Origin of the sequence: Paraburkholderia sp. HC6.4b, assembly GCF_014200875.1 — a bacterium.
Taxonomy (GTDB): domain Bacteria; phylum Pseudomonadota; class Gammaproteobacteria; order Burkholderiales; family Burkholderiaceae; genus Paraburkholderia; species Paraburkholderia tuberum.
The window spans coordinates 113,226-139,462 of record NZ_JACHDC010000002.1 but is presented as its reverse complement, the minus strand read 5'-3'; the positions used below and the strand labels follow the sequence as shown (position 1 = coordinate 139,462).

The following is a 26,237-nucleotide window of genomic DNA, read 5'->3' as shown; positions in this document are numbered from 1 at the left end:
TTGAACTGCACGCGCTGTGGAGCGCGCAGCGATCGCTATTTTCTCCTATTTAGCGGCACGTACTTTAAATTCTCGGGTCCGGTGTAATTCGCGCTTGGCCGGATGATCTTGTTGTCGACGCGCTGCTCGATGATGTGCGCGCTCCATCCTGCCGTACGCGAGATCACGAACAGCGGCGTGAACATCGCGGTCGGCACGCCCATCATGTGGTACGACACCGCGCTGAACCAGTCGAGGTTCGGGAACATCTTCTTCGCGTCCCACATCACCGATTCGAGCCGTTCGGCGATCGAGAACAGCTTCGTGTTGCCCGCTTCCTTCGACAGCTTCTTCGCGACTTCCTTGATGATCTTGCTGCGCGGGTCCGAGATCGTGTAGACCGGATGGCCAAAGCCGATCACGACTTCCTTGTTCTCGACGCGGCGGCGGATGTCGGCTTCGGCTTCGTCAGGCGTCTGGTAGCGCGACTGGATTTCGAACGCGGCTTCATTGGCGCCGCCGTGTTTCGGGCCGCGCAGCGCGCCGATCGCGCCGGTGACCGCCGAGTACATGTCCGAGCCCGTGCCCGCGATCACGCGGCCGGTGAACGTCGACGCGTTGAACTCGTGCTCCGCGTACAGGTTCAGCGACACGTGCATCGCATCGACCCACGCCTTCGACGGCTCGACGCCATGCAGCAGATGCAGGAGATGACCGCCGATCGAATCGTCGTCGGTTTCGACCTCGATGCGCTTGCCGTTGTGCGAGTAGTGATACCAGTACAGCAGCATCGAGCCGAGCGAGGCCATCAGCTTGTCGGCGATATCGCGCGCGCCGGGCAGGTTGTGATCGTCTTTCTCGGGCAGCACGGTGCCGAGCACCGACACGCCGGTGCGCATCACGTCCATCGGATGCGCGGCGGCCGGAATCCATTCGAGCGCGGCTTTTACGTTGGCCGGCAGGCCGCGCATCGACTTCAGCCTGGTCTTGTACGCGGTCAGTTCGGCCTGGGTCGGCAGCTTGCCGTGGACCAGCAGATACGCGATCTCCTCGAATTCGCAGGCCTCGGCGATGTCGAGAATGTCATAGCCGCGATAGTGCAGATCGTTGCCGGTCTTGCCGACCGTGCACAGCGCGGTATTACCCGCGGTCACGCCCGACAGCGCGACGGATTTTTTCGGTTTGAAGCCGCTTTGCGTTTCGTTGCCGCCTGTTGCGCCAGCGGCTTGCGTCGTCTCGCTCATGTTCCGCCATCTCCTGTGTGCCGGCTCATCGCTGCCGTTTGAAAAACGCGTCGCTTATGTCACCGACTGTCCGTTGGCGCCCACTTGCGCGAAAAGCGGCGCCGCTTCTTGTGGAACAGCGCGGCCGGTGGTTTGCGCGCGGCGCAGCACCGACCAGTAATAGCGGTAGCTCGCACGGTCGTGCAGCGTATCGCCATGACGCGTCGGGCCCCAATGCGCGGACTGCGCGGCCAGCAGGATTTCGGCGGCCGTCGCGATTTCTTCGTTGCGCGGCGCGAACGCGGCGACGATCGCCTCGATCTGCGCGGGGTGGATGCTCCACATGCGCGTGTAGCCGAACTCGTTGCGGGCGCGCTGTGCGTCGTTCGCGACCACGCTCATGTCGCGCACTTCGGTGCTGACATTGTGCGACGGCACCTTGCCGAACGCATGGCAGGCCGCCGAAATCTCGAGCTTCGCGCGCCGCACGAGCGGATGATCGAATTGGCCCGGCGAGCGCATCGCGGTATCGGGGATCGCGCCGTCGTGCGCGGAGACGAAGTCCATCAGGCCGAAGCTCAGCGCCTCGACGCCCGGCAGCGCGGCGAGTTCGAACACACGCGTAAGCGCGCCGTGGGTTTCGACCAGCAACTGCACCGGCACCGGCTGCGCGAGGCCGAGCTCGCGCCGCGTCGCCTCGATGAACGCGATCATTTCGGCGGCATCGTGAACGTTGCGGATTTTCGGCAGCGTGATGTAAGCGGGTGCTCGCTTTGCGGCGCGCAGAATGAGGCGTACGTCGTCGCGCCAGTGCGCGTGAGCGAAGTCGTGGATGCGCACGCCGACGCGGCCGAAGCGGTCATGCTCGGTGCCCAGTAGCGATGCGACCAGTTCCGCGTGCTCGGCCTCGCGGCCGACCTGCGCGCCGTCTTCGCAATCGAGCGTGATATCGAACACCGGGCCGAGTTGCTGCTGTAACGCGAGCGACTTCAGCATCAGCTTTTCGCTGCCCGCGTAGTGATCGCAGGCAGGCAGCACAGCGGGCGGCGCTTCGCCCTCAAACAGCACTTCGGCGGGTGTGAGAACGCGCATCTTCGGCGTGTGGGGCGTGGTGAAAATTAAGGATGTCGGATTCGGGCGTGCTCTGCGCGAGTGCCGTCGGGCAACGGCAAAGCACGTTCGAATCAGAGGCGAATGGCGATGATCGCACGGCCATTCACACGAAAAAAACCGAAACCCGCCGCGCTGACGCTTCGGAGTTCCGGTTCATCGGCATCAGATGCTTAGCCGAGCAGGTGCTGAACGCCGTCGCGCTCTTCCAGCAGCTCCTGCAGCGTGCCGTCCATCTTTTCGCGCGAGAACGCGTCGATTGCCAGACCTTCGACGCGCTTGTACTCGCCGTTTTCGCAGGTCACGGGCACGCCGTAGATGATGTCTTCAGGGATGCCGTACGAGCCGTCCGACGGGATGCCCATCGTGACCCACTTGCCGTTCGTGCCGAGCACCCAGTCACGCACGTGGTCGATCGCAGCGTTAGCCGCCGATGCCGCCGACGACAGGCCGCGCGCTTCAATGATCGCCGCGCCGCGCTTGCCGACGGTCGGGATGAACGTGTTGCGGTTCCATTCTTCGTCGTTGATCAGCTTGGTCAGGTCCTGACCTTCAGCCGTTGCAACGCGGAAGTCGGGGTACATGGTCGGCGAGTGGTTGCCCCACACTGCGAGCTTTTCGATCGACGCGACCGGCTTGCCCGACTTGGCGGCCAGTTGCGACAGCGCGCGGTTGTGGTCCAGACGGAGCATCGCGGTGAAGTTCTTCTTCGGCAGATCCGGCGCCGACTTCATGGCGATGTATGCGTTCGTGTTGGCCGGGTTGCCGACCACCAGAACCTTCACGTCGCGGCTGGCGACGTCGTTCAGCGCCTTGCCCTGAACCGTGAAGATTTCGGCGTTGGCCGACAGCAGATCCTTGCGCTCCATACCCTTCGAACGCGGACGCGCGCCGACCAGCAGTGCAATGTCGGCGTCCTTGAACGCGACCTTCGGGTCGTCCGTGATCACGACGCCCGACAGCAGCGGGAATGCGCAATCATCCAGTTCCATCACGACGCCTTTGACGGCGGCTTGCGCTTGCGGCAGATCGAGCAGTTGCAGGATCACCGGCTGGTCCTTGCCGAGCAGGTCGCCATTGGCGATGCGGAATAGCAGGGAGTAAGCGATTTGACCTGCGGCGCCGGTGACGGCAACGCGCTTTGCGGGCTTAGCCATTGAGAAATCTCCAGGACGATGCGTTAGACGCTAGGGAAAACGCCATTCTATATGCGCGTTCAGCGAAGCGTGATGAAACACGGCGGAATTCACTGTTCGCGTGCGGGCTCGGAATTGGCGAGACCGGGCGGCGCGTTACGGCAAGACCGCCGTGCCGGAAAGCTGTACTGCGGAGCGGGACGGGATGGCCCAGGGCTTACGCCGGGCCGGGGCCGCAACTGCACGGTGCGGGCTCCTGCAAACAGCGCGTTTCGGCAAGCGTCGGGCCAGCGGGTGCAACACGGAGACAGCGCGCGAATGCAACGGATGGCGGCGAATCGAAACCTGGACTGCGTAGGGGACGGCATGGTGCAGAGTGGCTGCCGGAGCGTCGCGGCGGTGCATCAAACAGCCGCCGCAAAATCCCGCAAACCCTTGCTCGACAAGGAGTGTAGGAGTCGAAACAGACAAAGTCAACAGTATCTTATGTCTTATATAAGACACATCTATCGCGGGGAAAACCCTAGACGTGTCCCAGCCCTTTATGATGAAATGCGCGCATGAATTCGAACCCGGCGAATCCTGTGAACCCGAATGGCCAAGGGGCCGCCGGCGAAGGCGTATCCACTGTTTCCGCTGCCGCGTCGCCTACCTTCAGCCCCTTATATCAGCAGATCAAGGGCTTGATTACGCAGAGCCTCGAAAGCGGCGAATGGAAGCCGGGCGAGATCATTCCTAGTGAAGTCGAACTGGCCGCGCGTTTCAAGGTGAGTCAGGGTACGGTGCGCAAGGCGATCGACGAACTCGCCGCCGACAACCTGCTGGTGCGCCGCCAGGGCAAGGGCACATTCGTTGCAACGCACAACGAAGAGCGCGCGCAGTTCCGTTTCCTGAGATTGCTTGCCGACGACGGCGCCGAGCATCCGCACGTGAGCCGTCTGCTCGAATGCCGGCGGCTGCGCGCATCGGCGGAAATCGCGCGGCAGCTCGATCTGAAGCCGGCCGATCCGGTCGTGCTGATCAAGCGCTTGCTGCAGTTCGACGGCGAAGTCACCGTGCTCGACGAAATCTGGCTGCCCGGCGTCGTGTTCCGCGGGCTCACGCTCGAGCGGCTGTCGGAGTACAAGGGTCCCCTCTACGCGATGTTCGAGACGGAATTCGGGACCCGCATGATTCGCGCGACGGAAAAAATCCGCGCGGTCGCGGCGGAGCCTTCCGTGGCGGACCTGCTGCATGTGCCGGCGGGTTTTCCGTTGCTGTCGGTCGAGCGCGTGTCCTTTACCTATGGGGACCGGCCGGTCGAAGTCCGGCGAGGTTGGTATGTCACAACCGGGTATTACTATCAGAACGATCTGAGCTGAATCGGGCTGAAACGAGGCGCGGCGTCCCACACGCGTGCCAATCGGAAGGCGCTTTTAATGCGCGCGCCGCAAAGGACCCAGCGTGGTTTTCGCTGCAGCGCGATATAAAAAGGCGCTAAAATTGCGGATTAGTGTGACTACATAGTAGGGGTCTAGCATGGCAGAAGCCGTAAAAAAACCGAGGCCGGAATTCCGGAACATCGGTATTGGGCAAATACTGACGGCATACCGTCTCCCGCTGGCGGGGCGCGTGTCGATTCTGCATCGCGTGAGCGGTGCCTTGTTGTTTCTCTTCCTTCCGTTCCTGCTGTTCCTCTTCGATCAGAGCCTGACTTCCGAACTGAGCTTCGAAGTATTCAAAGGCTTCCTCTCCAACATCATCGTCAAGCTGATCACGCTGGTTCTCGCGTGGGCCTTCCTGTTCCACTTCTGCGCCGGCATCCGTCACCTCGTGATGGATACGAATCATGATGCCGTGTCGAAAGAGAAGGGCAAATCGACCTCCATCGTGGTGATCGTCGTGTCGTCGCTGCTTACCATCGCATTCGCGGCAAAACTGTTCGGAGCATTCTAAAAAATGTCAGCCAATAACCGAATCGGTTCGAAGCGTCTCGTCGTCGGCGCGCATTACGGTCTGCGCGACTGGCTCGCGCAACGCGTCACCGCCTGCGTGATGGCGGTGTACACGGTGATTCTGCTCGCGTGGTTCTTCCTCGCGCGCGACTTTTCGTACGACGGCTGGGCGTCGATCTTCGCGACGCAGTGGATGAAGCTCGCCACGTTCGTCACGCTTCTCTCGCTGTTCTACCACGCGTGGGTTGGTATCCGTGACATCTGGATGGATTACGTGAAGCCCGTTGGCACGCGTCTCGTCCTCCAGGTGCTGACGATCCTCTGGCTGCTCGCATGTGCGGGCTACGCTGCGCAGATTCTCTGGAGAGTATAAAAGCATGGTTGCAATCAAGAATTCTCTGCCGCGTCGCCGCTTCGACGTCGTCATCGTCGGCGCGGGCGGCTCGGGGATGCGCGCGTCGCTGCAACTCGCGCGTGCCGGTCTGTCGGTCTGCGTGCTGTCCAAGGTGTTCCCGACGCGTTCGCACACGGTCGCGGCCCAGGGCGGCATCGGCGCTTCGCTCGGCAACATGAGCGAAGACAACTGGCACTACCACTTCTACGACACGATCAAGGGCTCCGACTGGCTCGGCGACCAGGACGCGATCGAGTTCATGTGCCGTGAAGCACCGAACGCCGTCTACGAACTCGAACACTTCGGCATGCCGTTCGACCGTAACGCGGACGGCACGATCTATCAGCGCCCGTTCGGCGGCCACACCGCGAATTACGGCGAAAAGCCGGTGCAACGCGCCTGCGCGGCGGCTGACCGTACCGGTCACGCGCTGCTGCACACGCTGTACCAGCAGAACGTTGCTGCCAAGACGCAATTCTTCGTCGAATGGATGGCGCTGGACCTGATCCGCGACGCCGACGGCGACGTGCTCGGCGTGACCGCACTGGAAATGGAAACCGGCGACGTCTACATCCTCGAAGGCAAGACCACGCTGTTCGCCACGGGCGGCGCGGGCCGGATCTTCGCGGCATCGACCAACGCGTTCATCAACACCGGTGACGGCCTCGGCATGGCGGCCCGTTCGGGCATCGCGCTGCAGGACATGGAATTCTGGCAATTCCACCCGACCGGCGTGGCCGGCGCGGGCGTGCTGATCACCGAAGGCGTGCGCGGCGAAGGCGGTATTCTGCGTAACTCGAACGGCGAGCGTTTCATGGAACGCTACGCGCCGACGCTGAAGGACCTGGCGCCGCGCGACTTCGTCTCGCGTTCGATGGACCAGGAAATCAAGGAAGGCCGCGGCGTGGGTCCGAACAAGGATCACGTGCTGCTCGACCTGTCGCACATCGGCGCCGAGACGATCATGAAGCGTCTGCCGTCGATCCGCGAAATCGCGCTGAAGTTCGCGAACGTCGACTGCATTAAAGAGCCGATTCCGGTCGTGCCGACCATCCACTACCAGATGGGCGGTATCCCGACGAACATCAACGGTCAGGTGGTCGGGACGCCGCGCGGCCCCGAAGAAGTCGTCAACGGTTTCTACGCAGTGGGCGAATGCTCGTGCGTGTCGGTGCACGGCGCGAACCGTCTCGGCACGAACTCGCTGCTCGACCTCGTGGTGTTCGGCCGCGCTGCCGGCAACCACATCGTCAAGCACGTGAAGGAACTGAAGGAACACAAGCCGCTGCCGGCCGATGCAGCCGACTTCGCGCTGTCGCGTCTGGCGAAGCTGGACAACTCGTCGTCGGGCGAGTACGCACAGTCGGTCGCGAACGACATCCGCGGCACGATGCAGAAGCACGCTGGTGTGTTCCGTACCTCGGCTCTGCTGTCCGAAGGCGTCGAGGCCATCCGTGAAGTGGCGGCACGCGTCGACAACATCCATCTGAAGGACAAGTCGAAGGTGTTCAACACGGCTCGCATCGAAGCGCTCGAAGTGGCGAACCTGATCGAAGTGGCACGCGCCACGATGGTCTCCGCCGAAGCGCGCAAGGAAAGCCGTGGCGCGCACGCGCAGAACGACTTCGAACATCGCGACGACGAAAACTGGCTGCGCCATACGTTGTGGTTCAGCGAAGGCGATCGCCTCGACTACAAGCCGGTTCACATGAAGCCGCTGACCGTCGAATCGGTTCCGCCGAAAGCGCGTACCTTCTAAGGCACAAGTCAAAGGAATTCAGAGAAATGGCCAAGCGTACATTTGAAATTTACCGCTACGATCCGGACAAGGACGCCGCTCCGCGCATGCAGACGTACGAGATCGAAATCGACTCGCACGAACGCATGCTGCTCGACGCGCTCATCAAGCTGAAGGCGCTCGACGAAACCCTGTCGTTCCGTCGCTCGTGCCGCGAAGGCGTGTGCGGTTCGGACGCAATGAACATCAACGGCAAGAACGGCCTCGCGTGCCTGACGAACCTGAACGACCTGCCGCAGAAGATCGTGCTGCGTCCGCTGCCGGGCCTGCCCGTCGTGCGTGACCTGATCTGCGACTTCACGCAGTTCTTCAACCAGTATCACTCGATCAAGCCGTACCTGATCAACGATACGCCGCCGCCGGAAAAGGAACGTCTGCAGTCGCCGGAAGAACGCGACGAGCTCGACGGCCTGTACGAATGTATCCTGTGCGCGAGCTGCTCGACGTCGTGCCCGAGCTTCTGGTGGAATCCGGACAAGTTCGTCGGCCCGGCTGGTCTGCTGCAAGCCTACCGCTTCATCGCGGATAGCCGCGACGAGGCAACCGGCGAGCGCCTCGACAACCTGGAAGATCCGTATCGTCTGTTCCGTTGCCACTCCATCATGAACTGCGTCGACGTTTGTCCGAAGGGCCTTAACCCGACCAAGGCAATCGGCAAGATCAAGGAATTGATGGTTCGCCGCGCTGTCTAGTATCAATGAGCTCCGCGCTCCCTGGCGCGCGCTGCCCCCGAGAGGGCGGTCAGTGCGCCCGGGCGCGGCGCGGGGTGTACCGACATGACCGAAACATCGCATCAGTCCGACCCTCTCCGCCGCGCGCGTCTTCGCTGGCGCGCACGGCGGGGCCTGCTGGAAAACGACCTGATTTTCGAGCGTTTTTTCAGCCGATATGAGCATGACCTCAGCGATGCCGACGTGGGCGCACTCACGCGCCTGCTCGAGCTGAGCGATAACGACCTGATGGACTTGCTGCTCGCGCGCAAGGAACCAGAAGGCGATCTGGCCGACCCGGACGTGGTCCGGGTTCTGGAGTTGCTGCGCAACGCTTGAGCGCCGCCAGTCCGTTGTTCCAGGCGTGCAATTATCGAAACCCTGTATCCATACTTCGATTGAGGATGTGCTATGACCCCGTCAGATGTTAAAGCCACGCTATCGTTCAGCGACAATTCGCCGAGCGTCGAAATGCCGATTTACAAGGGCACGATTGGCCCGGATGTGATCGACATTCGCAAGCTGTACGGCCAGACCGGCAAATTCACGTACGACCCGGGCTTCATGTCGACGGCGGCGTGCAATTCGGCGATTACCTACATCGACGGCGACAAGGGCGAACTGCTCTACCGCGGCTACCCGATCGACAACCTCGCGCAAAACGCCGACTTCCTCGAAACCTGCTACCTGCTGCTGAACGGCGAGCTGCCGAACCAGAAGCAGAAGGTCGAATTCGTCGGCACCGTCACGAAGCACACGATGGTGCACGAGCAGATGCAGTTCTTCTTCCGCGGCTTCCGCCGCGACGCGCACCCGATGGCAATTCTGGTCGCCGCGGTCGGCGCGCTGTCGGCGTTCTATCACGACTCGCTCGACATCAATAACCCGCGTCACCGCGAAGTGTCGGCGATCCGTATGATCGCGAAGCTGCCCACGCTGGTCGCGATGGCGTACAAGTACAGCATCGGCCAGCCGTTCGTGTATCCGAAGAACGACCTGTCGTACAGCGCGAACTTCATGCGCATGATGTTCTCGAACCCGTGCGAAGAGTATGAGGTCAACGACGTGCTGGTGCGCGCGCTCGACCGTATCCTGATCCTGCACGCTGACCACGAGCAGAACGCATCGACGTCGACCGTGCGGCTCGCCGGTTCGTCGGGCGCGAATCCGTTCGCGTGTATTGCGGCGGGTATCGCGTGTCTGTGGGGCCCGGCGCACGGCGGCGCGAACGAAGCCGCGCTGACCATGCTGGAAGAAATCGGCTCGGTCGACAACATTCCTGAGTTCATCAAGCAGGTGAAGGACAAGAACTCGGGCGTGAAGCTGATGGGCTTCGGCCACCGCGTGTACAAGAACTACGACCCGCGCGCGAAGCTGATGCGCGAGACCTGCTACGAAGTGCTCGAAGAGCTGGGCCTGCACGACGATCCGCTGTTCAAGCTCGCGATGGAACTCGAAAAGATCGCGCTCGAAGACGAATACTTCGTGTCGCGCAAGCTGTACCCGAACGTCGACTTCTACTCGGGTATCGTGCAGCGCGCGCTGGGCATTCCGACGTCGATGTTCACGTGTATCTTCGCGATGGCACGCACGGTCGGCTGGATCGCGCAGTGGAACGAAATGATCGCCGATCCTGAGCAGAAGATCGGCCGTCCGCGCCAGCTGTTCATCGGCGAGACGCTGCGTGAAGCGAAGCCGATCGCACAGCGCTGATCGCTGATCGACCTCGATACGCGCGCTTCGCAGCGGCATTCGTGCCGTGCACAAGCGCGAAATTGGGGTGAATGAAACGCCTCAACGGGTCTACCGTTGGGGCGTTTTCCGTTTCGGCGGCAGCTAGGCGTCGCGCATGCGGCGCATTGGCGTCGCTGGGGCCAACACTTGCAGGGTAACGACGATACAGGTATTGCCACTACCAGCCAACTCCATGTTTTTTATCGGTTTTTTCGTCGGCTGAGCAGCCCACCGCGGTGCGCAGCGTGGCATAATCAATCGACACAGTCAGCCCGCAGTCACTACTACTCCGCATACCATGGCACAGACTCTCTACGACAAATTGTGGAACACGCACGTGGTCCACACGGAAGACGACGGCACCACGATTCTCTACATCGACCGTCACCTGCTGCATGAAGTGACCAGCCCGCAGGCGTTCGAAGGCCTGAAAATCGCCCAGCGTCCGGTGTGGCGCATCAGCGCGAACCTGGCCGTGTCCGACCACAACGTGCCGACCACGGACCGCAGCCACGGCATCGCCGATCCGGTGTCGAAGCTGCAGGTCGACACGCTCGACGCCAACTGCGACGCCTTCGGCATCACACAGTTCAAGATGAACGACCTGCGTCAGGGCATCGTTCACATCATCGGGCCGGAACAGGGCGCCACGCTGCCGGGTATGACGATCGTCTGCGGCGACTCGCACACGTCCACGCACGGCGCGTTCGGCGCGCTCGCGCACGGCATCGGCACGTCGGAAGTCGAGCACGTGCTGGCCACGCAAACGCTGCTGCAGAAGAAGAGCAAGAACATGCTCGTGAAGGTCGAGGGCCAATTGCCGCGCGGCTGTACCGCGAAGGACATCGTGCTCGCGATCATCGGCAAGATCGGCACCGCGGGCGGCACCGGCTACGCGATCGAATTCGGCGGCTCGACGATCCGTTCGCTGACGATGGAAGGCCGCATGACGGTCTGCAACATGGCGATCGAAGCGGGCGCGCGCGCCGGCATGGTCGCCGTCGACGACACCACGGTCGAATACCTGAAAGGCCGTCCGTTCTCGCCGCAGGGCGTCGAGTGGGATCACGCGGTCGAGTACTGGAAGCAGTTCAAGTCGGACGACGGAGCGCATTTCGATCGCGTGGTCGAGTTGAACGCCGCCGAAATCGTGCCGCAGGTCACCTGGGGCACGTCGCCGGAAATGGTCACGCCGATCGACGGCCGCGTGCCGGATCCGGAGCGCGAAAAGGACCCGGTCAAGCGCGACGCGATGGAGCGCGCGCTCAAGTACATGGCGCTCGAGCCGAACGCGCCGATCGAGTCGATCAAGCCGGATAAAATCTTCATCGGGTCGTGCACCAACGCGCGCATCGAAGACATTCGCGCCGCGGCTTACGTCGTGAAGAAGCTCGGCCGTCGCGTCGCGCCGAACATCCGTCTGGCGATGGTCGTGCCGGGTTCGGGTCTCGTGAAGGCGCAGGCGGAGCGTGAAGGCCTCGACAAGGTCTTTACCGAGGCCGGTTTCGAATGGCGCGAGCCGGGCTGCTCGATGTGTCTGGCAATGAACGCCGACCGGCTCGAGCCGGGCGAGCGTTGCGCGTCCACGTCGAACCGCAATTTCGAAGGTCGTCAGGGCGCTGGTGGCCGCACGCACCTGGTGAGCCCCGCAATGGCCGCGGCTGCGGCCATCGAAGGGCATTTCGTCGACATTCGCAAGCTCGGATAAATCGCATGATGAAGAACATGGATCGCATCACTCTATTGCGCCGCTTCGCACTCGGCACGTTCGCCGGGCTCCTGCTCGGTCTTGCCGGCTGCAACACGGTGCACGGATTCGGCCAGGACATGTCGCACCTCGGCAATTCGATCAGCAATCACGCTGAGAAATAAGCGGTTTTTGATTTTTGCCGGCGATACGGCGCGGGGGTTCCAGCCGCCAGTCGCATCGCCCGGTCCTGAACAGGCGCAAGCGTCATGGATAAATTCATCGTACACACCGGCGTCGTGGCGCCGCTCGATCGCGAGAACGTCGACACGGACGCGATCATTCCGAAGCAGTTCCTGAAGTCGATCAAGCGCACGGGTTTCGGTCCGAATGCGTTCGACGAATGGCGCTACCTCGACCACGGCGAACCGGGTCAAGACAACTCGAAGCGTCCGCTGAACCCGGATTTCGTGCTGAATCAGCCGCGCTACCAGGGCGCCTCGGTGCTGCTCGCGCGCAAGAATTTTGGCTGCGGCAGCTCGCGCGAACACGCGCCCTGGGCGTTGCAGCAATACGGCTTTCGCGCGCTGATCGCGCCGAGCTTCGCGGACATCTTCTACAACAACTGCTTCAAGAACGGCGTGCTGCCGATCGTGCTGACCGAACAGCAGGTCGATCATCTGTTCAACGAGACGTATGCGTTCAACGGCTTCGAGCTGACGATCGACCTCGAAGCGCAAGTCGTGCGCACGGCCGACGGCGGCACCGAATATCCGTTCGAAGTCGCGGCGTTCCGCAAGTATTGTCTGCTGAACGGTTTCGACGACATCGGCCTCACGCTGCGTCACGCGGACAAGATCCGCCAATTCGAAGCGGAGCGTCTCGCGAAGCAACCGTGGCTGAACAATCGCCTCGTCCGCTAAGCGAAACCGTGAGGGCGTCAGGGGCGTGAAGTTCGCGCGCCAATGTCGGTTTGCGCCAGAAAGATCCGAAAAAATCATCAAGGAATTCGCATGAAGATCGCAGTGTTGCCGGGCGACGGCATCGGTCCCGAAATCGTCAAGGAGGCCGTCAAGGTCCTGAACGTGCTCGGCGAGAAGTTCGAACTCGAAGAAGCGCCGGTCGGCGGCGCGGGCTACGAAGCGAAGGGCCACCCGCTGCCGGACTCGACGCTCGCGCTCGCGAAGGAAGCCGACGCGATCCTGTTCGGCGCGGTCGGCGACTGGAAGTACGACAAGCTCGAACGCGCGCTGCGCCCTGAGCAGGCGATTCTCGGTCTGCGCAAGCACCTGGAACTTTTCGCGAACTTCCGTCCGGCGATCTGCTACCCGCAACTGACGGGCGCGTCGTCGCTGAAGGAAGAGATCGTTTCGGGTCTCGACATCCTGATCGTGCGCGAACTGAACGGCGACATCTACTTCGGCGCGCCGCGCGGCGTGCGTACGTCGCCGGACGGCCTGTTCGCCGGCGCGAAGGAAGGCTTTGACACGATGCGCTATTCGGAACCCGAAGTGCGCCGCATCGCGCACGTCGCGTTCCAGGCGGCGCAAAAACGCGGCAAGAAGCTCACCTCGGTCGATAAAGCCAACGTGCTCGAAACGTCGCAGTTCTGGAAGGACGTGATGATCGACGTGTCGAAGGAATACGCGGACGTCGAACTGTCGCACATGTACGTCGACAACGCCGCGATGCAGCTCGTGAAGGCGCCGAAGTCGTTCGACGTGATCGTGACCGGCAACATGTTCGGCGACATCCTGTCCGACGAGGCGGCCATGCTGACCGGCTCGATCGGCATGCTGCCGTCGGCATCGCTCGACAAGAACAACAAGGGCTTGTACGAGCCGTCGCATGGCTCTGCGCCGGATATCGCCGGCAAGGGCGTTGCCAATCCGCTCGCCACGATCCTGTCGGCCGCGATGATGCTGCGCTATTCGCTGAACAAGGCGGAGCAGGCCGATCGCATCGAAACCGCGGTGAAGAAGGTGCTCGAACAGGGCTATCGCACCGGCGACATCCTCACGCCGGGTTGCAAGCAGGTCGGCACCGCCGCGATGGGCGATGCCGTCGTGGCCGCGCTGTAAAACGCGTGCACCGCATGCGCTCGCAGAGCGAGGGCATGCGGTGGTCAGGTCAACGATACTGGCCTTTTAAAAACGCGAATCGGGCCTTGAAACAGGCCGATTTGCGCGTCATACGGCGAAGAACGCCGCCAGTTTTCCGTTTTCGTGTATATTCTTGTGATGGCTCAGATCTCCCAAATCTCCTCGATTTCCAAAACGCACGGCACAACGTCCCGTGCGATCGAGTTCGCCATTACCATCAAAACCATTACCCCGAAAACGATCACGAAGCGCTGATCGTCCGTCGTGCCCGCCCATCTTCCCCGCGCGGTCACTGCGGGCAAAGACGCGGGGAAGTTTCCATTCGAAGGGTATGAAGTCATGAACGTAGGTCTCGTAGGTTGGCGCGGCATGGTCGGCAGCGTCCTGATGCAACGTATGCAGCAGGAAGGCGATTTCGACTTGATCGAACCGGTGTTTTTCAGCACCAGCAACGCGGGCGGCAACGCGCCTTCGTTCGCCAAAAACGAGACCAGGCTCAAAGATGCGACAAGCATCGACGACCTGAAGAAGTGCGACGCGATCATTTCCTGCCAGGGCGGTGACTACACGAACGAAGTGTTCCCGAAGCTGCGCGCGGCGGGCTGGAACGGCTACTGGATCGACGCGGCATCGTCGCTGCGCATGAAGGACGACGCGGTCATCATTCTCGATCCGGTCAACCTCGACGTGATCAAGAACGCGCTCGTCAAAGGCCAGAAGAATTTCATCGGCGGTAACTGCACGGTCAGCCTGATGCTGATGGCATTGGGCGGCCTGTTCCGCGAAAACCTCGTCGACTGGATGACGGCCATGACTTACCAGGCCGCATCCGGCGCGGGCGCGCAGAACATGCGCGAATTGCTGTCGCAAATGGGCACGCTCCACGGCGCGGTGAAGAACGAACTGGCAGACCCGGCTTCGGCGATTCTCGACATCGACCGCCGCGTGCTCGAAGCGATGAACAGCGACAGCATGCCGACCGACCACTTCGGCGTACCGCTCGCGGGCTCGCTGATTCCGTGGATCGACAAGGATCTCGGCAACGGCATGTCGAAGGAAGAGTGGAAGGGCGGCGCGGAAACCAACAAGATCCTCGGCAGGCCGGCCATGGGCACGCCGGGTTCGATTCCCGTCGATGGTCTGTGCGTGCGGATCGGCGCAATGCGCTGCCATTCGCAAGCGCTCACGATCAAGCTGAACAAGGACGTGCCGCTCGACGAAGTGAACAGCATCCTCGCGTCGGGCAACGACTGGGTCAAGGTTGTGCCGAACGAACGCGAAGCGTCGATGCGCGATCTGTCCCCGGCGGTTGTCACCGGTACGCTGACGGTGCCGGTCGGCCGCGTGCGCAAGCTCGCGATGGGCGGCGAGTATCTGTCGGCCTTCACGGTCGGCGATCAGCTGCTGTGGGGCGCGGCTGAACCGCTGCGTCGTATGCTTCGCATTGTGCTCGACAAGTAAAGTAAACTACGCGCTCACGACGCGTAGACAACTCAAGAAGCGTCGCGCTTGCGCGGCGCTTTTTCATTGTGTGCTCCGATCATCTTGTCTCTTTCCACTCGCAAAAAAGGCTGCGCGCTGACGCGCCCAGGAGTCCCGATGAACTTTCGACGCTCCGCTCTTCGGGCTATGTCCATTCGTCACGAGAAGGTGCGATTCAGCAGCCGTCCGGCGGCGATGGCCGCTTGTGCCACTTTCGCCCTTGCGCTGCTCGGCGGTGGCGCGGGCAATGCGCTTGCCGCGCCGGCTAGTGCCACGAGCGCGCCGGATGCCGCTTCCGCTGTCAGTTCCACTACCGCTGTCGTTGCTGTCGCTGCGGGCTCTCAGTACACCGTACACGCAGGGCAGTCGCTGAACGATGTCGCGATCGCTATTACGCAGTCGCATGACCGGGCGGTACTCGCGCGCGCTACGCACGCATTGTTCGACACGAATCCGGCCGCGTTCATGAATCACGATCCGAGCCGGATGCGTGTAGGAGCGGTGTTGATCGTGCCGGCGCTCGATGCGTCGGGGGCCTTGGCGGTTTCGTCGACTGGGGCCGCGGCAGGGGCGTCGGAGTCCACGGCGGCCGCGCCCGCTTCCGCGCCGACTGCCGCGCCGGCCGCGGCGGCTGCCGCCAGCACGGCGAGTGCAGTCGCGCAGGTCAACGCCGCCGCCGCGAGTGCGGCCAGCGCGGCGGCTCAAGCGACGACGCCAGCCGCATCCACGGTTTCCGGCGCGGCCAGCGCGGCGGTATCGACCGGCGCGGCGGCGGGCGGTGCGGTTTCGTCCGCGCCAGTGGCCGGTTCGGCGCCGGTGGCGACGAGTGGCACGCGGGAATGGGCCGGATCGATTCAACCGGCGGCGAGCGCGCCCGCGGGACAAGCGCCGTCGGCCGCGACCGCGCAGGCGGCTTCGCAGCCGCATCCGCAGGTGTCGAGTCTGCAGCAATTGCTCGCGCTGAAAAACCGCGTGCTGATGGAGTTGCAGAAGCACGGTATCGGCGGGGCGCCCGTCGCTTCAGGCCTCACACCGACGAGCGCTGCGCAGCCGGCACCGGCAGGTTCCGCGGCGACCGTGGCCGTGGCGCCGGAGCACGCGAATGTGACGACGTCGCCGTCGAATGAGGGCGGCATCTCTCAGCGCGATTTGAGCATCGCGGCGGCCGTGGGCGCGGCACTGATCGTTCTGCTCGCTGCTCTGCGCATGGGTCGCCGCAAGCGCGATAAAGAGGCCGCGGCACGGGCTGCCCAGGCAACTGATGCAGAAATGGCGAGATCCGCGCGTGAGGCCGATTCGCGCAATGGCAGCGCGACGGCGGGGCAGGCGGCGGTCACGGAAGGATCGGACGCGCAAGATCAAGAGGTTGCACGGCAGGCCGCAGCAGCAGAGCATGCGGCTGCGGAACGTGCGGCAGCCGAACAGGCAGCGGCAGAAAGCGCGGCTGCGGAGCGGGTAGCAGCGGAGCGCGCGGTGGCCGCGGAGGCGGCGGCCAAGCGCGCCGCAGCGGAACGTGCGGCTGCGGAACGTGCAGCAGCCGAGCAAGCAGCAGCGGAAGGTGCAGCAGCCGAACAGACGGCAGCGGAGCGAGCCGCAGCGGAGCGAGCCGCAGCAGAGCGAGCAGCGGCCGGAGAACACGCCGCGGCGGAACGCGCAGCAGCGGAACGCGCGGCAGCCGAACAAGCCGCAGCCGAACAAGCAGCAGCACGCGTCGCCGCCGAACATGCGGAAGCGGAACGCATCGCAGCAGAACGCAGCGCATCCGAGCGCGCCGCAGAAGAACAGGCGGCACAGCAAGCAGACACGCCCGAACCTACTGCACTAACGGCGCCACTCGCCAGCATCCCGCTACCCAGCCAAAGCGAACTGTCCAGCGAACCACCGGCGGTCGCACCCGCCCATGACGAGACGCTGCGCTCCGCCGCGACGGCCGCCAATCTCGCCGCCGCGGCAGAACTCGGCGCCGACGCGTTGCCGCTGGGACCGCTCGAACCGGTTGGCGCCGCGACGCAGGACGAGAACGCGCATCGCCTGCAATGGGACGAGGAACCCACAGAAAGTCCGACCGCAGAGAAAACGACAGGCACGACGACAACCCCGAGCCCAAGCGCCGCGGAACCGCCCTCGGCAGCGTCGCACACCGCGACGGCCGAACCGCAGTCCCCCTTGAACGTTCCACCCCCAGTGATCGATTTCACGCAACATCAGATCGAACCGCGCGCCACTACGTCGTTCGGTCAGCCGTTCAGCGACATCCCCGTGCCGACGGAACCCGCGCTGTCCGCACCGACCGAGTTCCCGCGCGAGGCCGTCGACGCGTTCGGCAGCCTCAACATGCCGCTGCCACCGCGCATCGACGTGCCCACCGTCGGCGAAGCGGAGCCTTCCACGTCGCTTTCGACGCAACCGGTCGCATCGCCCGACACGACCGCGCAGCAGGCCTTCGGCGTCCATGGCGCGGACGACGACGCCCCGCACATCGCCGACCAGATCGCCGCCGGCACAGCCGGCCACGGCGCTGTCGCGGGCCTCGGCGCGGCCGGCTTCGGCGCGCTGAAGCTCGACTTCGACCTCGAGTTGCCGCCGAGCCCGGCTCAGCCATTGTCGGCCTTCACACCGGCCGATCTCGGCCGCATCGCGCGCAACAAGCTGGAGTTGGCCTCCGAGTACATCGAGCTCGGCGATCTGGCGGGCGCCCGCGCGCTCATCAACGAAGTGATCGAAGCAAACGATCCAGCCACGCGCACCGAAGCCCGCGCGTTGCTTTCGACTCTCGCACCGCTGTCGTGAAGCGCATCGCATTAGGCGTGCAATACGACGGCGCCGCGTTCACTGGATGGCAGTCGCAGCCGCATGGCAACACGGTACAGGACGAGCTCGAACGGGCGCTGCGCGAATTCATGCGCACGCCCGTGCAGACGGTGGTCGCCGGCCGCACCGACCGCGGTGTGCATGGCTTGGGTCAGGTCGTGCATTTCGACACCGACCTCGATCGTCTCGAGATCTCCTGGGTGCGCGGCCCGAACGCGTTTCTGCCGAAGACGATCGGCGTGCAATGGGCCAAGCCGATGCCCGACGATTTTCACGCGCGGTTTTCGGCATTCGAGCGGACCTATTACTACGTGCTGTACGTAAGTCCGGTTCGCTCGCCGATGCTCACGACGCGCGCCGGCTGGGTGCACACGCCACTCGACGTCGACGCGATGCGCTCGGCCGCCGAGCACCTGATCGGCGAGCATGACTTTTCGGCGTTTCGTTCGTCGCAATGCCAGTCGAAGACGCCGTTCAAGCACCTGTACCAGATCGACGTCAAACGACAGGGTAACTTCGTGCATTTCCGCCTCCGCGCGAACGCGTTCCTGCATCACATGGTGCGCAACGTGATGGGCTGTCTGATCGAAATCGGCAGCGGCCGCCGCCCGGCCGCGTGGATGGCCGACGTGCTCGCGAGCCGTAGCCGCGATTGCGCGGCGCCGACCTTCATGCCCGACGGCTTGTACCTCGCGCAAGTGGGCTATCCTGAGCAATTCGGCGTGCCCGATCCGGCGACGGGCAGCGTGCCGTGGAGCAGCGTATGGACCGAACAACCGGAAACATGAAAGCAGCAGAGAACCCCGCCATTCAGACCGACGCCACCGCCTTGCAAGGCGTGCCACATCGCACGCGCATCAAGCTGTGCGGACTGTCGAAACCCGTCGACATTGCACACGCGATCGACCTCGGCGCCGACGCGATCGGCCTCGTGTTCTATCCGCCGAGCCCGCGCTCGGTGAGCGTCGCGCAAGCGGTCGAACTCGTGCATGAGGTCCCGCCGTTCGTGTCGGTCGTCGGTCTGTTCGTCAACGCGACGCCGGAATGGGTTCACGAAGTCGCGAGCAACGTGAACCTGACGCTGTTGCAGTTCCACGGCGACGAGACGCCTGAGCAGTGCGAGGCGCTCGCCGGCGTTGCGGGTTTGCCTTGGTTGCGCGCGTTGCGAGTTGCGGCGGATACTCGAGCGGCCGATTTGGTAAAATCGGCATTCAACTATTCAGCAGCCAGTGGTCTTCTGTTCGACACCCATGTCGAAGGCTACGGCGGCGGTGGGAAGGTTTTCGATTGGTCACTTATTCCAGCAGAGCTCGCGCGTCGGGCCGTTTTGAGTGGTGGGTTGAACGCGCAAAACGTCAGTGATGCGATCCATCGCGTGCGCCCGTACGCGGTCGATGTCTCGAGCGGCATCGAAGTAGCGGGCGCCCGGGGCGTGAAGGATCACGCCCGGATGGCGGCGTTCGTACGCGCGGTGCGCGCTGCGGACGCTGAATGATTCAGGCTCGCGGGCGCTTTCCGATGAAAGCCGCGAGCCATCCTGAGAAAAGTGATCACCATGTACAACTTGCCTGACGAAAGAGGCCACTTCGGCCAATTTGGTGGTGTGTTCGTCGCCGAAACGCTGTTTTCCGCACTCAACGAGTTGCGTGAAGCGTACGAGAAATATCAGAAAGACCCGGAATTCGTCGCCGAGTACGAGCGCGAATTGAAGTATTTCGTGGGTCGCCCGTCCCCGATTTATCACGCCCAGCGCTGGAGCGAACTGCTCGGCGGCGCGCAGGTTTATCTGAAGCGTGAAGACCTGAATCACACGGGGGCGCACAAGATCAACAACGTGATCGGCCAGGCTCTGCTCGCCAAGCGCATGGGCAAGCCGCGCGTGATCGCGGAAACCGGCGCCGGTCAGCACGGCGTGGCCACGGCGACAATCTGCGCGCGCTTCGGTATGGAGTGCGTGGTGTACATGGGCGCCGAGGACGTGCGCCGCCAGGCCGCGAACGTTTATCGCATGAAACTGCTCGGTGCGACGGTCGTGCCGGTCGAATCGGGGTCGCGCACGCTGAAGGACGCGCTGAACGAAGCGATGCGCGACTGGGTCACCAACGTCGAAAACACGTTCTACATCATCGGCACGGTTGCGGGTCCGCATCCGTACCCGATGATGGTGCGCGACTTCCAGCGAGTGATCGGCGACGAATGCCGCGTGCAGATGCCAGAACTCGCTGGCCGCCAGCCAGACGCCGTCATCGCGTGTGTTGGCGGCGGTTCGAATGCGATGGGGATCTTTTACCCGTATATCGACGATAGTTCCGTGCAGTTGATCGGCGTCGAAGCGGCCGGCGACGGCCTCGAAACGGGTCGTCACGCGGCATCGCTGATCGGCGGTAGTCCCGGCGTGTTGCACGGTAACCGCACGTATCTGCTGCAAGACGAAGACGGCCAGATCATCGAGACGCATTCGGTGTCGGCAGGCCTCGACTACCCGGGCGTCGGCCCCGAGCATGCGTGGCTAAAAGAGAGCAATCGCGCTCAGTACGTAGGCATCACCGACGAAGAAGCCCTGAAGGCGTTCCACGATTGCTGCCGCATCGAGGGCATTATTCCTGCGCTGGAGTCGAGCCACGCGCTCGCTTACGCTACGAAACTCGCGCCGACCTTGTCGAAAGACAAGATTCTGCTGGTCAACCTGTCGGGCCGCGGCGACAAGGACATGCACACGGTCGCTGAGCGATCGGGTATCCAGTTCTGAGCCGCGACGATGCGCGACGAGTTCGACGAGCCGCAGCCGGCGATTGAATCCACGAATCCGGCGGCCGAAGTCCCGGCGGCCGCGGCATCCGCACCGCTGCTGGCGCAGGTGCCGGCCGGCGTTCAGCTGTTGAACCGCGATTTTCTAACCGATGTAGCGAACATTCCCGATGAGTCGATCGACCTGATCGTCTGTGATCCGCCTTATGGGTTGGGGAAGGACTATGGCAACGACTCGGACATGCGCACGGGCGAGGAATTTCTTGTCTGGACGCGCGGCTGGCTCGAGCTCGCTGTACCGAAGCTCAAGCCAACAGGGTCGCTCTATATCTTCTGCACCTGGCAATACGCGCCGGAAATCTTCAGTTTCCTGAAGACGAAACTCACGATGGTCAACGAAATCATCTGGGACCGGCGCGTGCCAAGTATGGGCGGCACCACGCGCCGCTTCACGTCAGTGCATGACAACATCGGTTTTTTCGCGGTGTCGAAGGACTACTTCTTCGATCTCGATCCTGTCCGCATCCCGTACGATCCAGTCACGAAGAAGGCGCGTTCGCGAAAGTTGTTCGAAGGAAGCAAGTGGTTGGAGCTTGGCTATAATCCGAAGGATGTCTGGTCGGTATCGCGTCTGCATCGGCAGCATGCCGAGCGCGTTGCGCATCCAACCCAGAAACCTCTGGAAATCGTCGAGCGGATGGTACTGTCCAGCTGCCCGAAGGGCGGCCGCGTGCTCGACCCATTCATGGGCAGCGGCACCACCGCAGTCGCTTGCGTCCGTCATCAGCGCGAATTCGTCGGCTATGAGATCAACGAGAGCTATTGTGCGATAGCGCGCGAGCGCGTCAGCGCCGCCGCTACGCCTGCTGCGCCCCGTCGGACCCGAGCCAGGCCAAAAGTGCAGCCGTCGACCGAAGTGCAGTGAAAAGCGCGAGATGCGCCGCTAAGTTCGCTGAAAAGCGCGCGGCAATGGGCGCGCAATAGCCCTAATTCGAGAGTACTTCCATGTCCCGTATCAAGAACACGTTTGCCGCGCTGTCCGCCCAAGGTAAGAAAGGCCTGATCCCGTTCATGACCGCTGGCGACCCGGACCCGGCTCGCACGGTCGAGTTCATGCACGCCCTCGCCGCCGGCGGCGCGGATGTGATCGAACTAGGCGTGCCGTTTTCCGACCCAATGGCAGACGGTCCTGTCATTCAGCAGTCGTCTGAACGCGCGCTCGCGAAGGGCGTGTCGCTACGCCATGTGCTGGCCGACGTCAAACGCTTCCGCGAAGCCGACGACAAAACCCCGGTCGTGCTGATGGGCTATGCGAATCCGATCGAGCGAATGGGCGCCGAGGCCTTCGCGAAAGCCGCGAAGGAAGCCGGTGTCGATGGCGTGCTGGTGGTCGACTATCCGCCTGAAGAGTGCGCAAACTTCGCGGAACAGATGCAATCTGCCGGGATCGATCCGATCTTTTTGCTCGCGCCGACTTCAACCGACGAACGTATCGCCGAAGTCGGCCGCATCGCCAGCGGCTACGTCTACTATGTGTCGCTGAAAGGGGTCACCGGCGCCGCAAATCTGGACGTTTCCAGCATCGCGAGTAAAATCCCGGCCATCAAGTCGCGCGTCCCCCTGCCGGTGGGCGTCGGTTTCGGCATTCGCGACGCGCAAACGGCGCGTGCGGTGGGCGAGGTGGCCGATGCCGTCGTGATCGGCAGCCGTATCGTTCAATTGCTCGAACAGGCAGCGCCCGACGCCGCTGCCGAGACGCTCACGCGTTTCGTTGCCGAGGTGCGCGAGGCGCTCGATAGCGTTGCAACTGCCCGATAACAGTTATTTTTTGTCGCGGTAACGTGAGCGGCGGGCTCGTCCCGCCGTTCGCGCGACTGCTGACCCAGAAGGATTCCCTATGAGCTGGCTCGATAAGCTGCTGCCGCCGAAAATCAAACAAACCGACCCGAAAAACCGCAAGGGAATTCCGGAAGGCCTGTGGATCAAGTGCCCGTCGTGCGAAGCCGTGCTGTATCGCAACGACGTCGAGGCCAATCTGCATGTTTGCCCCAAGTGCGACCATCACATGCGCATCGGCGCACGTGAGCGGCTCGACAGCCTGCTCGATCCGGAAGGCCGCTACGAAATCGGCCAGGAAATCGTTCCGGTCGACGCGCTGAAGTTCAAAGATAGCCGCAAGTACCCTGAGCGCATTAAAGAGGCGATGGACGAAACCGACGAGACCGACGCAATGGTCGTGATGGGCGGCGCGATTCACACGCTGCCGGTCGTCGTGGCGAACTTCGAGTTCTCGTTTATGGGCGGCTCGATGGGTTCGGTGGTCGGCGAGCGTTTCGCGCGCGGCGCGCAGAACGCGCTCGAACAGAAAGTGCCGTTCATCTGCTTCACCGCTTCGGGCGGCGCGCGGATGCAGGAAAGCTTGCTGTCGTTGATGCAGATGGCAAAGACCACCGCGATGCTCACGAAGCTGGCGGAAGCCAGGCTGCCATTCATCTCGGTGCTGACCGACCCGACGATGGGCGGCGTGTCAGCGAGTTTCGCATTCCTCGGCGACGTCGTGATCGCCGAACCGAAGGCGCTGATCGGCTTTGCTGGTCCGCGCGTGATCGAACAGACCGTGCGCGAGAAACTGCCGGAAGGCTTCCAACGCGCCGAGTTTCTGCTACAAAAGGGCGCGATCGACATGATCGTCGATCGTCGCAAGCTGCGCGAAGAGATCGCGCAATTGCTGGCGCTGTTGAGCCATCAGCCGGCGGACGCGGTCGCGTAAAAGCCGGGCAGCACCGCATTTGCCGCTCTTTCGCCGCGCTGTCGAAGACGCGGGGGAGCCAGAGAAGCAATCAAAAAAATAGCGCGCCGCGTGAGCAATCAAGCGGCGCGCTGTCATTTCCAGGATAATTACCGTCGCCTGCGATGCGGCAGCGGTCGAAGCCGAAGCTGGCGCGGCTCAAGGCGCGGGTTTGTGCGCATAAACCGCGCAACGGCCTACGCCCATGACCGGCGACCCTCGACCCTCGACCGCAACCGCCTGACCAGCACCCTTCGCAGCACTGCAGAACCGAACTACCGCGACTCACTGAAGATTCACCCGATGACGACATTCCCCACTCTCGACGCGTGGCTCACGCACCTTGAATCCGCGCATCCGGTCGGCATCGACATGGGTTTGGGCCGCGTCTCCCAGGTGCGTGATGCGATGCAGCTATCGTTTGCGTGCCCGATCATCACGGTCGGCGGCACGAACGGCAAAGGCTCGACCTGCGCGATTCTCGAAGCGATCCTGCTGCGCGCGGGCTATACGGTCGGCTGCCACACGTCGCCGCATCTGCTGTCGTTCAACGAGCGCGCGCGCATCAATGGGGCAATGGCAAGCGACGCAGATCTGCTGCCGCACTTCGAAGCCGTCGAGGCCGCGCGCCTGAGCCTCGCCAAACCGGTCACGCTGACCTACTTCGAATTCACGACGCTCGCGATCATGAGCCTGTTCGCGTCGCGAGGCCTCGACGCGGTGATTCTCGAAGTTGGCCTCGGTGGCCGTCTCGACGCGGTCAATATCCTCGACACCGACTGCGCGATCATCACGAGCATCGATATTGACCACACCGACTATCTCGGCGACACGCGCGAAAAAATCGCGTTCGAAAAAGCCGGTATCTTCCGTCCCGGCAAGCCCGCGATTTGCGCGGACCCGGTGCCGCCGCAATCGTTGATCGATCACGCGGAAAAGATCGGGGCGCAATTGTGGTCGTTCGGCCGCGATTTCCGTTACGAAGGCCAGGCCGGCAGCGAGCGACAGCAGTGGAGCTATGTCGGCCCGACGCTGCGGCGCTCGGCGCTCGCGTATCCATCGCTGCGCGGCGCGAATCAGCTGATCAACACATCGGCGGCGCTGGCCGGGCTCGAAGCTTTGCGCGACCGTCTGCCGGTGTCCGCGCAGGACATCCGGCTCGGCATCGCCAACGTGGATCTTCCGGGCCGTTTCCAGGTACTGCCGGGCAAGCCGTCCATCGTGCTCGACGTCGGCCACAATCCGCATGCCGCCGCGGTGCTCGGGCAGAACCTCGGCAACATGGGCTTTTTCCCGTACACGTACGCGGTGTTCGGCGCGATGCGCGACAAGGACATCGCCGGCGTGCTAAGTCATCTGAAAGGCGAGATCGATCACTGGTGCGTGACCGATCTGCCGACCCCACGCGCCGCGTCCGCGCAAGAGCTGGAAACCGTGTTGCGCGAGCTGGGCGTGGAAGACGGCGCCGACAGCAGCGTCATGCGTTATGCAACGCCGGCGCAGGCTTTCCAGGACGCGCTAAAACGTGCGTCAGAGAATGATAGAATCGTCGTTTTCGGCAGTTTCTATACGGTAGCGGGTGTGATGGCCTACCGGAAATCGCAGCAACACTGAGCGGGCACCAGGCTCGAACCAAGCGATTCATGGGAATTTTCTCGTTCGGCAAGAAAGACGACGCGCCCAGCCGGCGCGGCGCAAACACCAGTTCCAATCGGGCCACCCGGGGTGAACGCGTCGAGCGGCGCACCCGCCGCACCGAGCGCACCGTCGATGCAGATGCAATGCTGCTCGACCCCACGCTGCCGGAAAAGCAGCGCGCGCGCCGCCGGCTCGTCGGCGCAATCGCACTGGTTGTCGCGGCGGTGATCATCCTGCCGATGGTGTTGGACTCGCACCCCAAGCCCGTCACCGACGACATCTCGATCGACATTCCGAACCGGCCCGCGCCGAAGCTCTCCAGATCCACCGCCAACGAAGACGTGCAGGCCGGCGTCGCGCCGGACAGTCCGCCGGCCGCCGACACGGGCGTGGCTGCGTCCGGCCTCGCGCCGGCAACGAGCGCGGCGACCACGGCGGCCGCCTCGGCCTCCGCCGCCAAATCGACGCAATCGACCGCAGCGAAACAAGGCGCGACCCCCTCCGCCGCAACTGGCGCTGTTACCGCCGCGACGCCAAAGCCCGCCGCGAAGCCGCAAACGCAATCGCTCGCAGCCAACACCGCGCCTGCTGTCCCCGCCAAACAGACGAAGGCACCCGCCACCACACCGTCGGCGTCGACCGACGACGAAGCGAACACGGCCACCGCCAGCGCCAGCGCCGACGCGAACTCCGGCACGCCGGCCTCGCCGCCGGGCAACCGTTTCGCGGTGCAGCTCGGCGCCTTCTCGAACGAAGCGAACGCGCGCAATTGGGCCGCGAAGTTGAAAGCAGCAGGCGTGCCCACATATACGGAACATAGGAAGCAAGCCGACGGCTCGACGCTGACATTGCTGCGTGCAGGCCCGTTCGCCGACCGCGCCGCGGCCACCGCCGCTGTCGCGAAGGTCCGCGAGGCGGGCCTCGTGTCGGGCTCGACCGGCGGCAGAGCACAGTAAGCGAGCG

At 63.3% G+C, this 26,237-nt stretch carries 24 protein-coding genes; 21 read left to right on the top strand and 3 right to left on the bottom strand.

Translation table 11 applies throughout. From position 1 onward, the window contains the following. Positions 1-35: 35 nt before the first annotated feature. The 3 genes from prpC to HDG34_RS02895 form a co-directional block, all read right to left on the bottom strand. Complete coding sequence (gene prpC, locus HDG34_RS02905; RefSeq protein WP_184057567.1) at positions 36-1,223, bottom strand: 2-methylcitrate synthase; 1,188 nt, start codon at positions 1,221-1,223, stop codon at positions 36-38. Between the two features lie 54 nt (positions 1,224-1,277). After that, positions 1,278-2,294, bottom strand: a complete 1,017-nt coding sequence (locus tag HDG34_RS02900; RefSeq protein WP_184057565.1) for a CoA ester lyase — start codon at positions 2,292-2,294, stop codon at positions 1,278-1,280. A 191-nt stretch (positions 2,295-2,485) separates the two neighbouring features. Next, positions 2,486-3,469, bottom strand: a complete 984-nt coding sequence (locus tag HDG34_RS02895; RefSeq protein WP_090808272.1) for a malate dehydrogenase — start codon at positions 3,467-3,469, stop codon at positions 2,486-2,488. A gap of 539 nt (positions 3,470-4,008) precedes the next feature. Between HDG34_RS02895 and HDG34_RS02890 the strand changes: the two genes are divergently transcribed. From HDG34_RS02890 to HDG34_RS02790, 21 genes are all read left to right on the top strand, one after another. Next, positions 4,009-4,809: a GntR family transcriptional regulator gene (locus HDG34_RS02890; protein WP_184057563.1), complete on the top strand. Its 801-nt coding sequence runs from the start codon at positions 4,009-4,011 to the stop codon at positions 4,807-4,809. A 157-nt stretch (positions 4,810-4,966) separates the two neighbouring features. Continuing rightward, the gene (sdhC, locus tag HDG34_RS02885) at positions 4,967-5,383 is read left to right on the top strand and encodes a succinate dehydrogenase, cytochrome b556 subunit (RefSeq protein WP_090808277.1); all 417 of its coding nucleotides are present in this window, start codon (positions 4,967-4,969) and stop codon (positions 5,381-5,383) included. Between the two features lie 3 nt (positions 5,384-5,386). Then, positions 5,387-5,755, top strand: coding sequence for a succinate dehydrogenase, hydrophobic membrane anchor protein (gene sdhD / locus HDG34_RS02880; RefSeq protein WP_184038008.1), 369 nt, complete (start codon positions 5,387-5,389; stop codon positions 5,753-5,755). Positions 5,756-5,759: 4 nt separating this feature from the next. Further along, positions 5,760-7,535 carry a succinate dehydrogenase flavoprotein subunit gene (gene sdhA / locus HDG34_RS02875; RefSeq protein ID WP_184057561.1) on the top strand — a complete coding sequence of 592 codons (1,776 nt, stop codon included), beginning with the start codon at positions 5,760-5,762 and terminating at the stop codon, positions 7,533-7,535. A gap of 26 nt (positions 7,536-7,561) precedes the next feature. Beyond that, positions 7,562-8,266: a succinate dehydrogenase iron-sulfur subunit gene (locus HDG34_RS02870; RefSeq protein ID WP_184057559.1), complete on the top strand. Its 705-nt coding sequence runs from the start codon at positions 7,562-7,564 to the stop codon at positions 8,264-8,266. 84 nt (positions 8,267-8,350) lie between these two features. After that, positions 8,351-8,623, top strand: a complete 273-nt coding sequence (locus tag HDG34_RS02865; RefSeq protein ID WP_018424116.1) for a succinate dehydrogenase assembly factor 2 — start codon at positions 8,351-8,353, stop codon at positions 8,621-8,623. A 72-nt stretch (positions 8,624-8,695) separates the two neighbouring features. Beyond that, positions 8,696-9,997 (top strand): citrate synthase, encoded by a 1,302-nt coding sequence (gene gltA, locus HDG34_RS02860; RefSeq protein ID WP_184057557.1) that lies wholly within the window; start codon positions 8,696-8,698, stop codon positions 9,995-9,997. 319 nt (positions 9,998-10,316) lie between these two features. Next, on the top strand, positions 10,317-11,726 hold the full coding sequence (gene leuC, locus HDG34_RS02855) for a 3-isopropylmalate dehydratase large subunit (protein WP_090808290.1): 1,410 nt from the start codon (positions 10,317-10,319) through the stop codon (positions 11,724-11,726). Positions 11,727-11,731: 5 nt separating this feature from the next. Further along, a complete protein-coding gene (locus tag HDG34_RS02850; RefSeq protein WP_184057555.1) occupies positions 11,732-11,890 on the top strand; it encodes an entericidin A/B family lipoprotein in 159 nt (52 codons plus the stop codon). Between the two features lie 84 nt (positions 11,891-11,974). Further along, positions 11,975-12,628, top strand: a complete 654-nt coding sequence (leuD, locus tag HDG34_RS02845; protein ID WP_018424120.1) for a 3-isopropylmalate dehydratase small subunit — start codon at positions 11,975-11,977, stop codon at positions 12,626-12,628. 90 nt (positions 12,629-12,718) lie between these two features. Next, positions 12,719-13,786 (top strand): 3-isopropylmalate dehydrogenase, encoded by a 1,068-nt coding sequence (gene leuB / locus HDG34_RS02840; RefSeq protein ID WP_018433950.1) that lies wholly within the window; start codon positions 12,719-12,721, stop codon positions 13,784-13,786. A 360-nt stretch (positions 13,787-14,146) separates the two neighbouring features. Further along, the gene (asd, locus tag HDG34_RS02835; protein ID WP_184057553.1) at positions 14,147-15,268 is read left to right on the top strand and encodes an aspartate-semialdehyde dehydrogenase; all 1,122 of its coding nucleotides are present in this window, start codon (positions 14,147-14,149) and stop codon (positions 15,266-15,268) included. A gap of 138 nt (positions 15,269-15,406) precedes the next feature. Continuing rightward, entirely contained in the window at positions 15,407-18,079 is a 2,673-nt protein-coding gene (locus HDG34_RS02830) for a FimV/HubP family polar landmark protein (protein ID WP_184057551.1), read from the top strand. Further along, a complete protein-coding gene (gene truA / locus HDG34_RS02825; protein WP_184057549.1) occupies positions 18,076-18,888 on the top strand; it encodes a tRNA pseudouridine(38-40) synthase TruA in 813 nt (270 codons plus the stop codon). Before HDG34_RS02830 ends, truA begins: the two co-directional genes overlap by 4 nt. Further along, positions 18,885-19,595, top strand: coding sequence for a phosphoribosylanthranilate isomerase (locus tag HDG34_RS02820; protein WP_090808304.1), 711 nt, complete (start codon positions 18,885-18,887; stop codon positions 19,593-19,595). Before truA ends, HDG34_RS02820 begins: the two co-directional genes overlap by 4 nt. 60 nt (positions 19,596-19,655) lie before the next feature. After that, positions 19,656-20,849 carry a tryptophan synthase subunit beta gene (trpB, locus tag HDG34_RS02815; protein ID WP_184036034.1) on the top strand — a complete coding sequence of 398 codons (1,194 nt, stop codon included), beginning with the start codon at positions 19,656-19,658 and terminating at the stop codon, positions 20,847-20,849. Between the two features lie 9 nt (positions 20,850-20,858). Next, positions 20,859-21,773 carry a site-specific DNA-methyltransferase gene (locus HDG34_RS02810; RefSeq protein ID WP_184057547.1) on the top strand — a complete coding sequence of 305 codons (915 nt, stop codon included), beginning with the start codon at positions 20,859-20,861 and terminating at the stop codon, positions 21,771-21,773. Between the two features lie 80 nt (positions 21,774-21,853). Beyond that, positions 21,854-22,666 carry a tryptophan synthase subunit alpha gene (gene trpA / locus HDG34_RS02805; protein ID WP_184036040.1) on the top strand — a complete coding sequence of 271 codons (813 nt, stop codon included), beginning with the start codon at positions 21,854-21,856 and terminating at the stop codon, positions 22,664-22,666. Positions 22,667-22,745: 79 nt separating this feature from the next. Next, positions 22,746-23,618, top strand: a complete 873-nt coding sequence (gene accD / locus HDG34_RS02800) for an acetyl-CoA carboxylase, carboxyltransferase subunit beta (RefSeq protein ID WP_090808311.1) — start codon at positions 22,746-22,748, stop codon at positions 23,616-23,618. Positions 23,619-23,939: 321 nt separating this feature from the next. Continuing rightward, positions 23,940-25,250 (top strand): bifunctional tetrahydrofolate synthase/dihydrofolate synthase, encoded by a 1,311-nt coding sequence (gene folC / locus HDG34_RS02795; RefSeq protein WP_184057545.1) that lies wholly within the window; start codon positions 23,940-23,942, stop codon positions 25,248-25,250. 29 nt (positions 25,251-25,279) lie between these two features. Next, on the top strand, positions 25,280-26,230 hold the full coding sequence (locus HDG34_RS02790; protein ID WP_184057543.1) for an SPOR domain-containing protein: 951 nt from the start codon (positions 25,280-25,282) through the stop codon (positions 26,228-26,230). Positions 26,231-26,237: the final 7 nt, after the last annotated feature.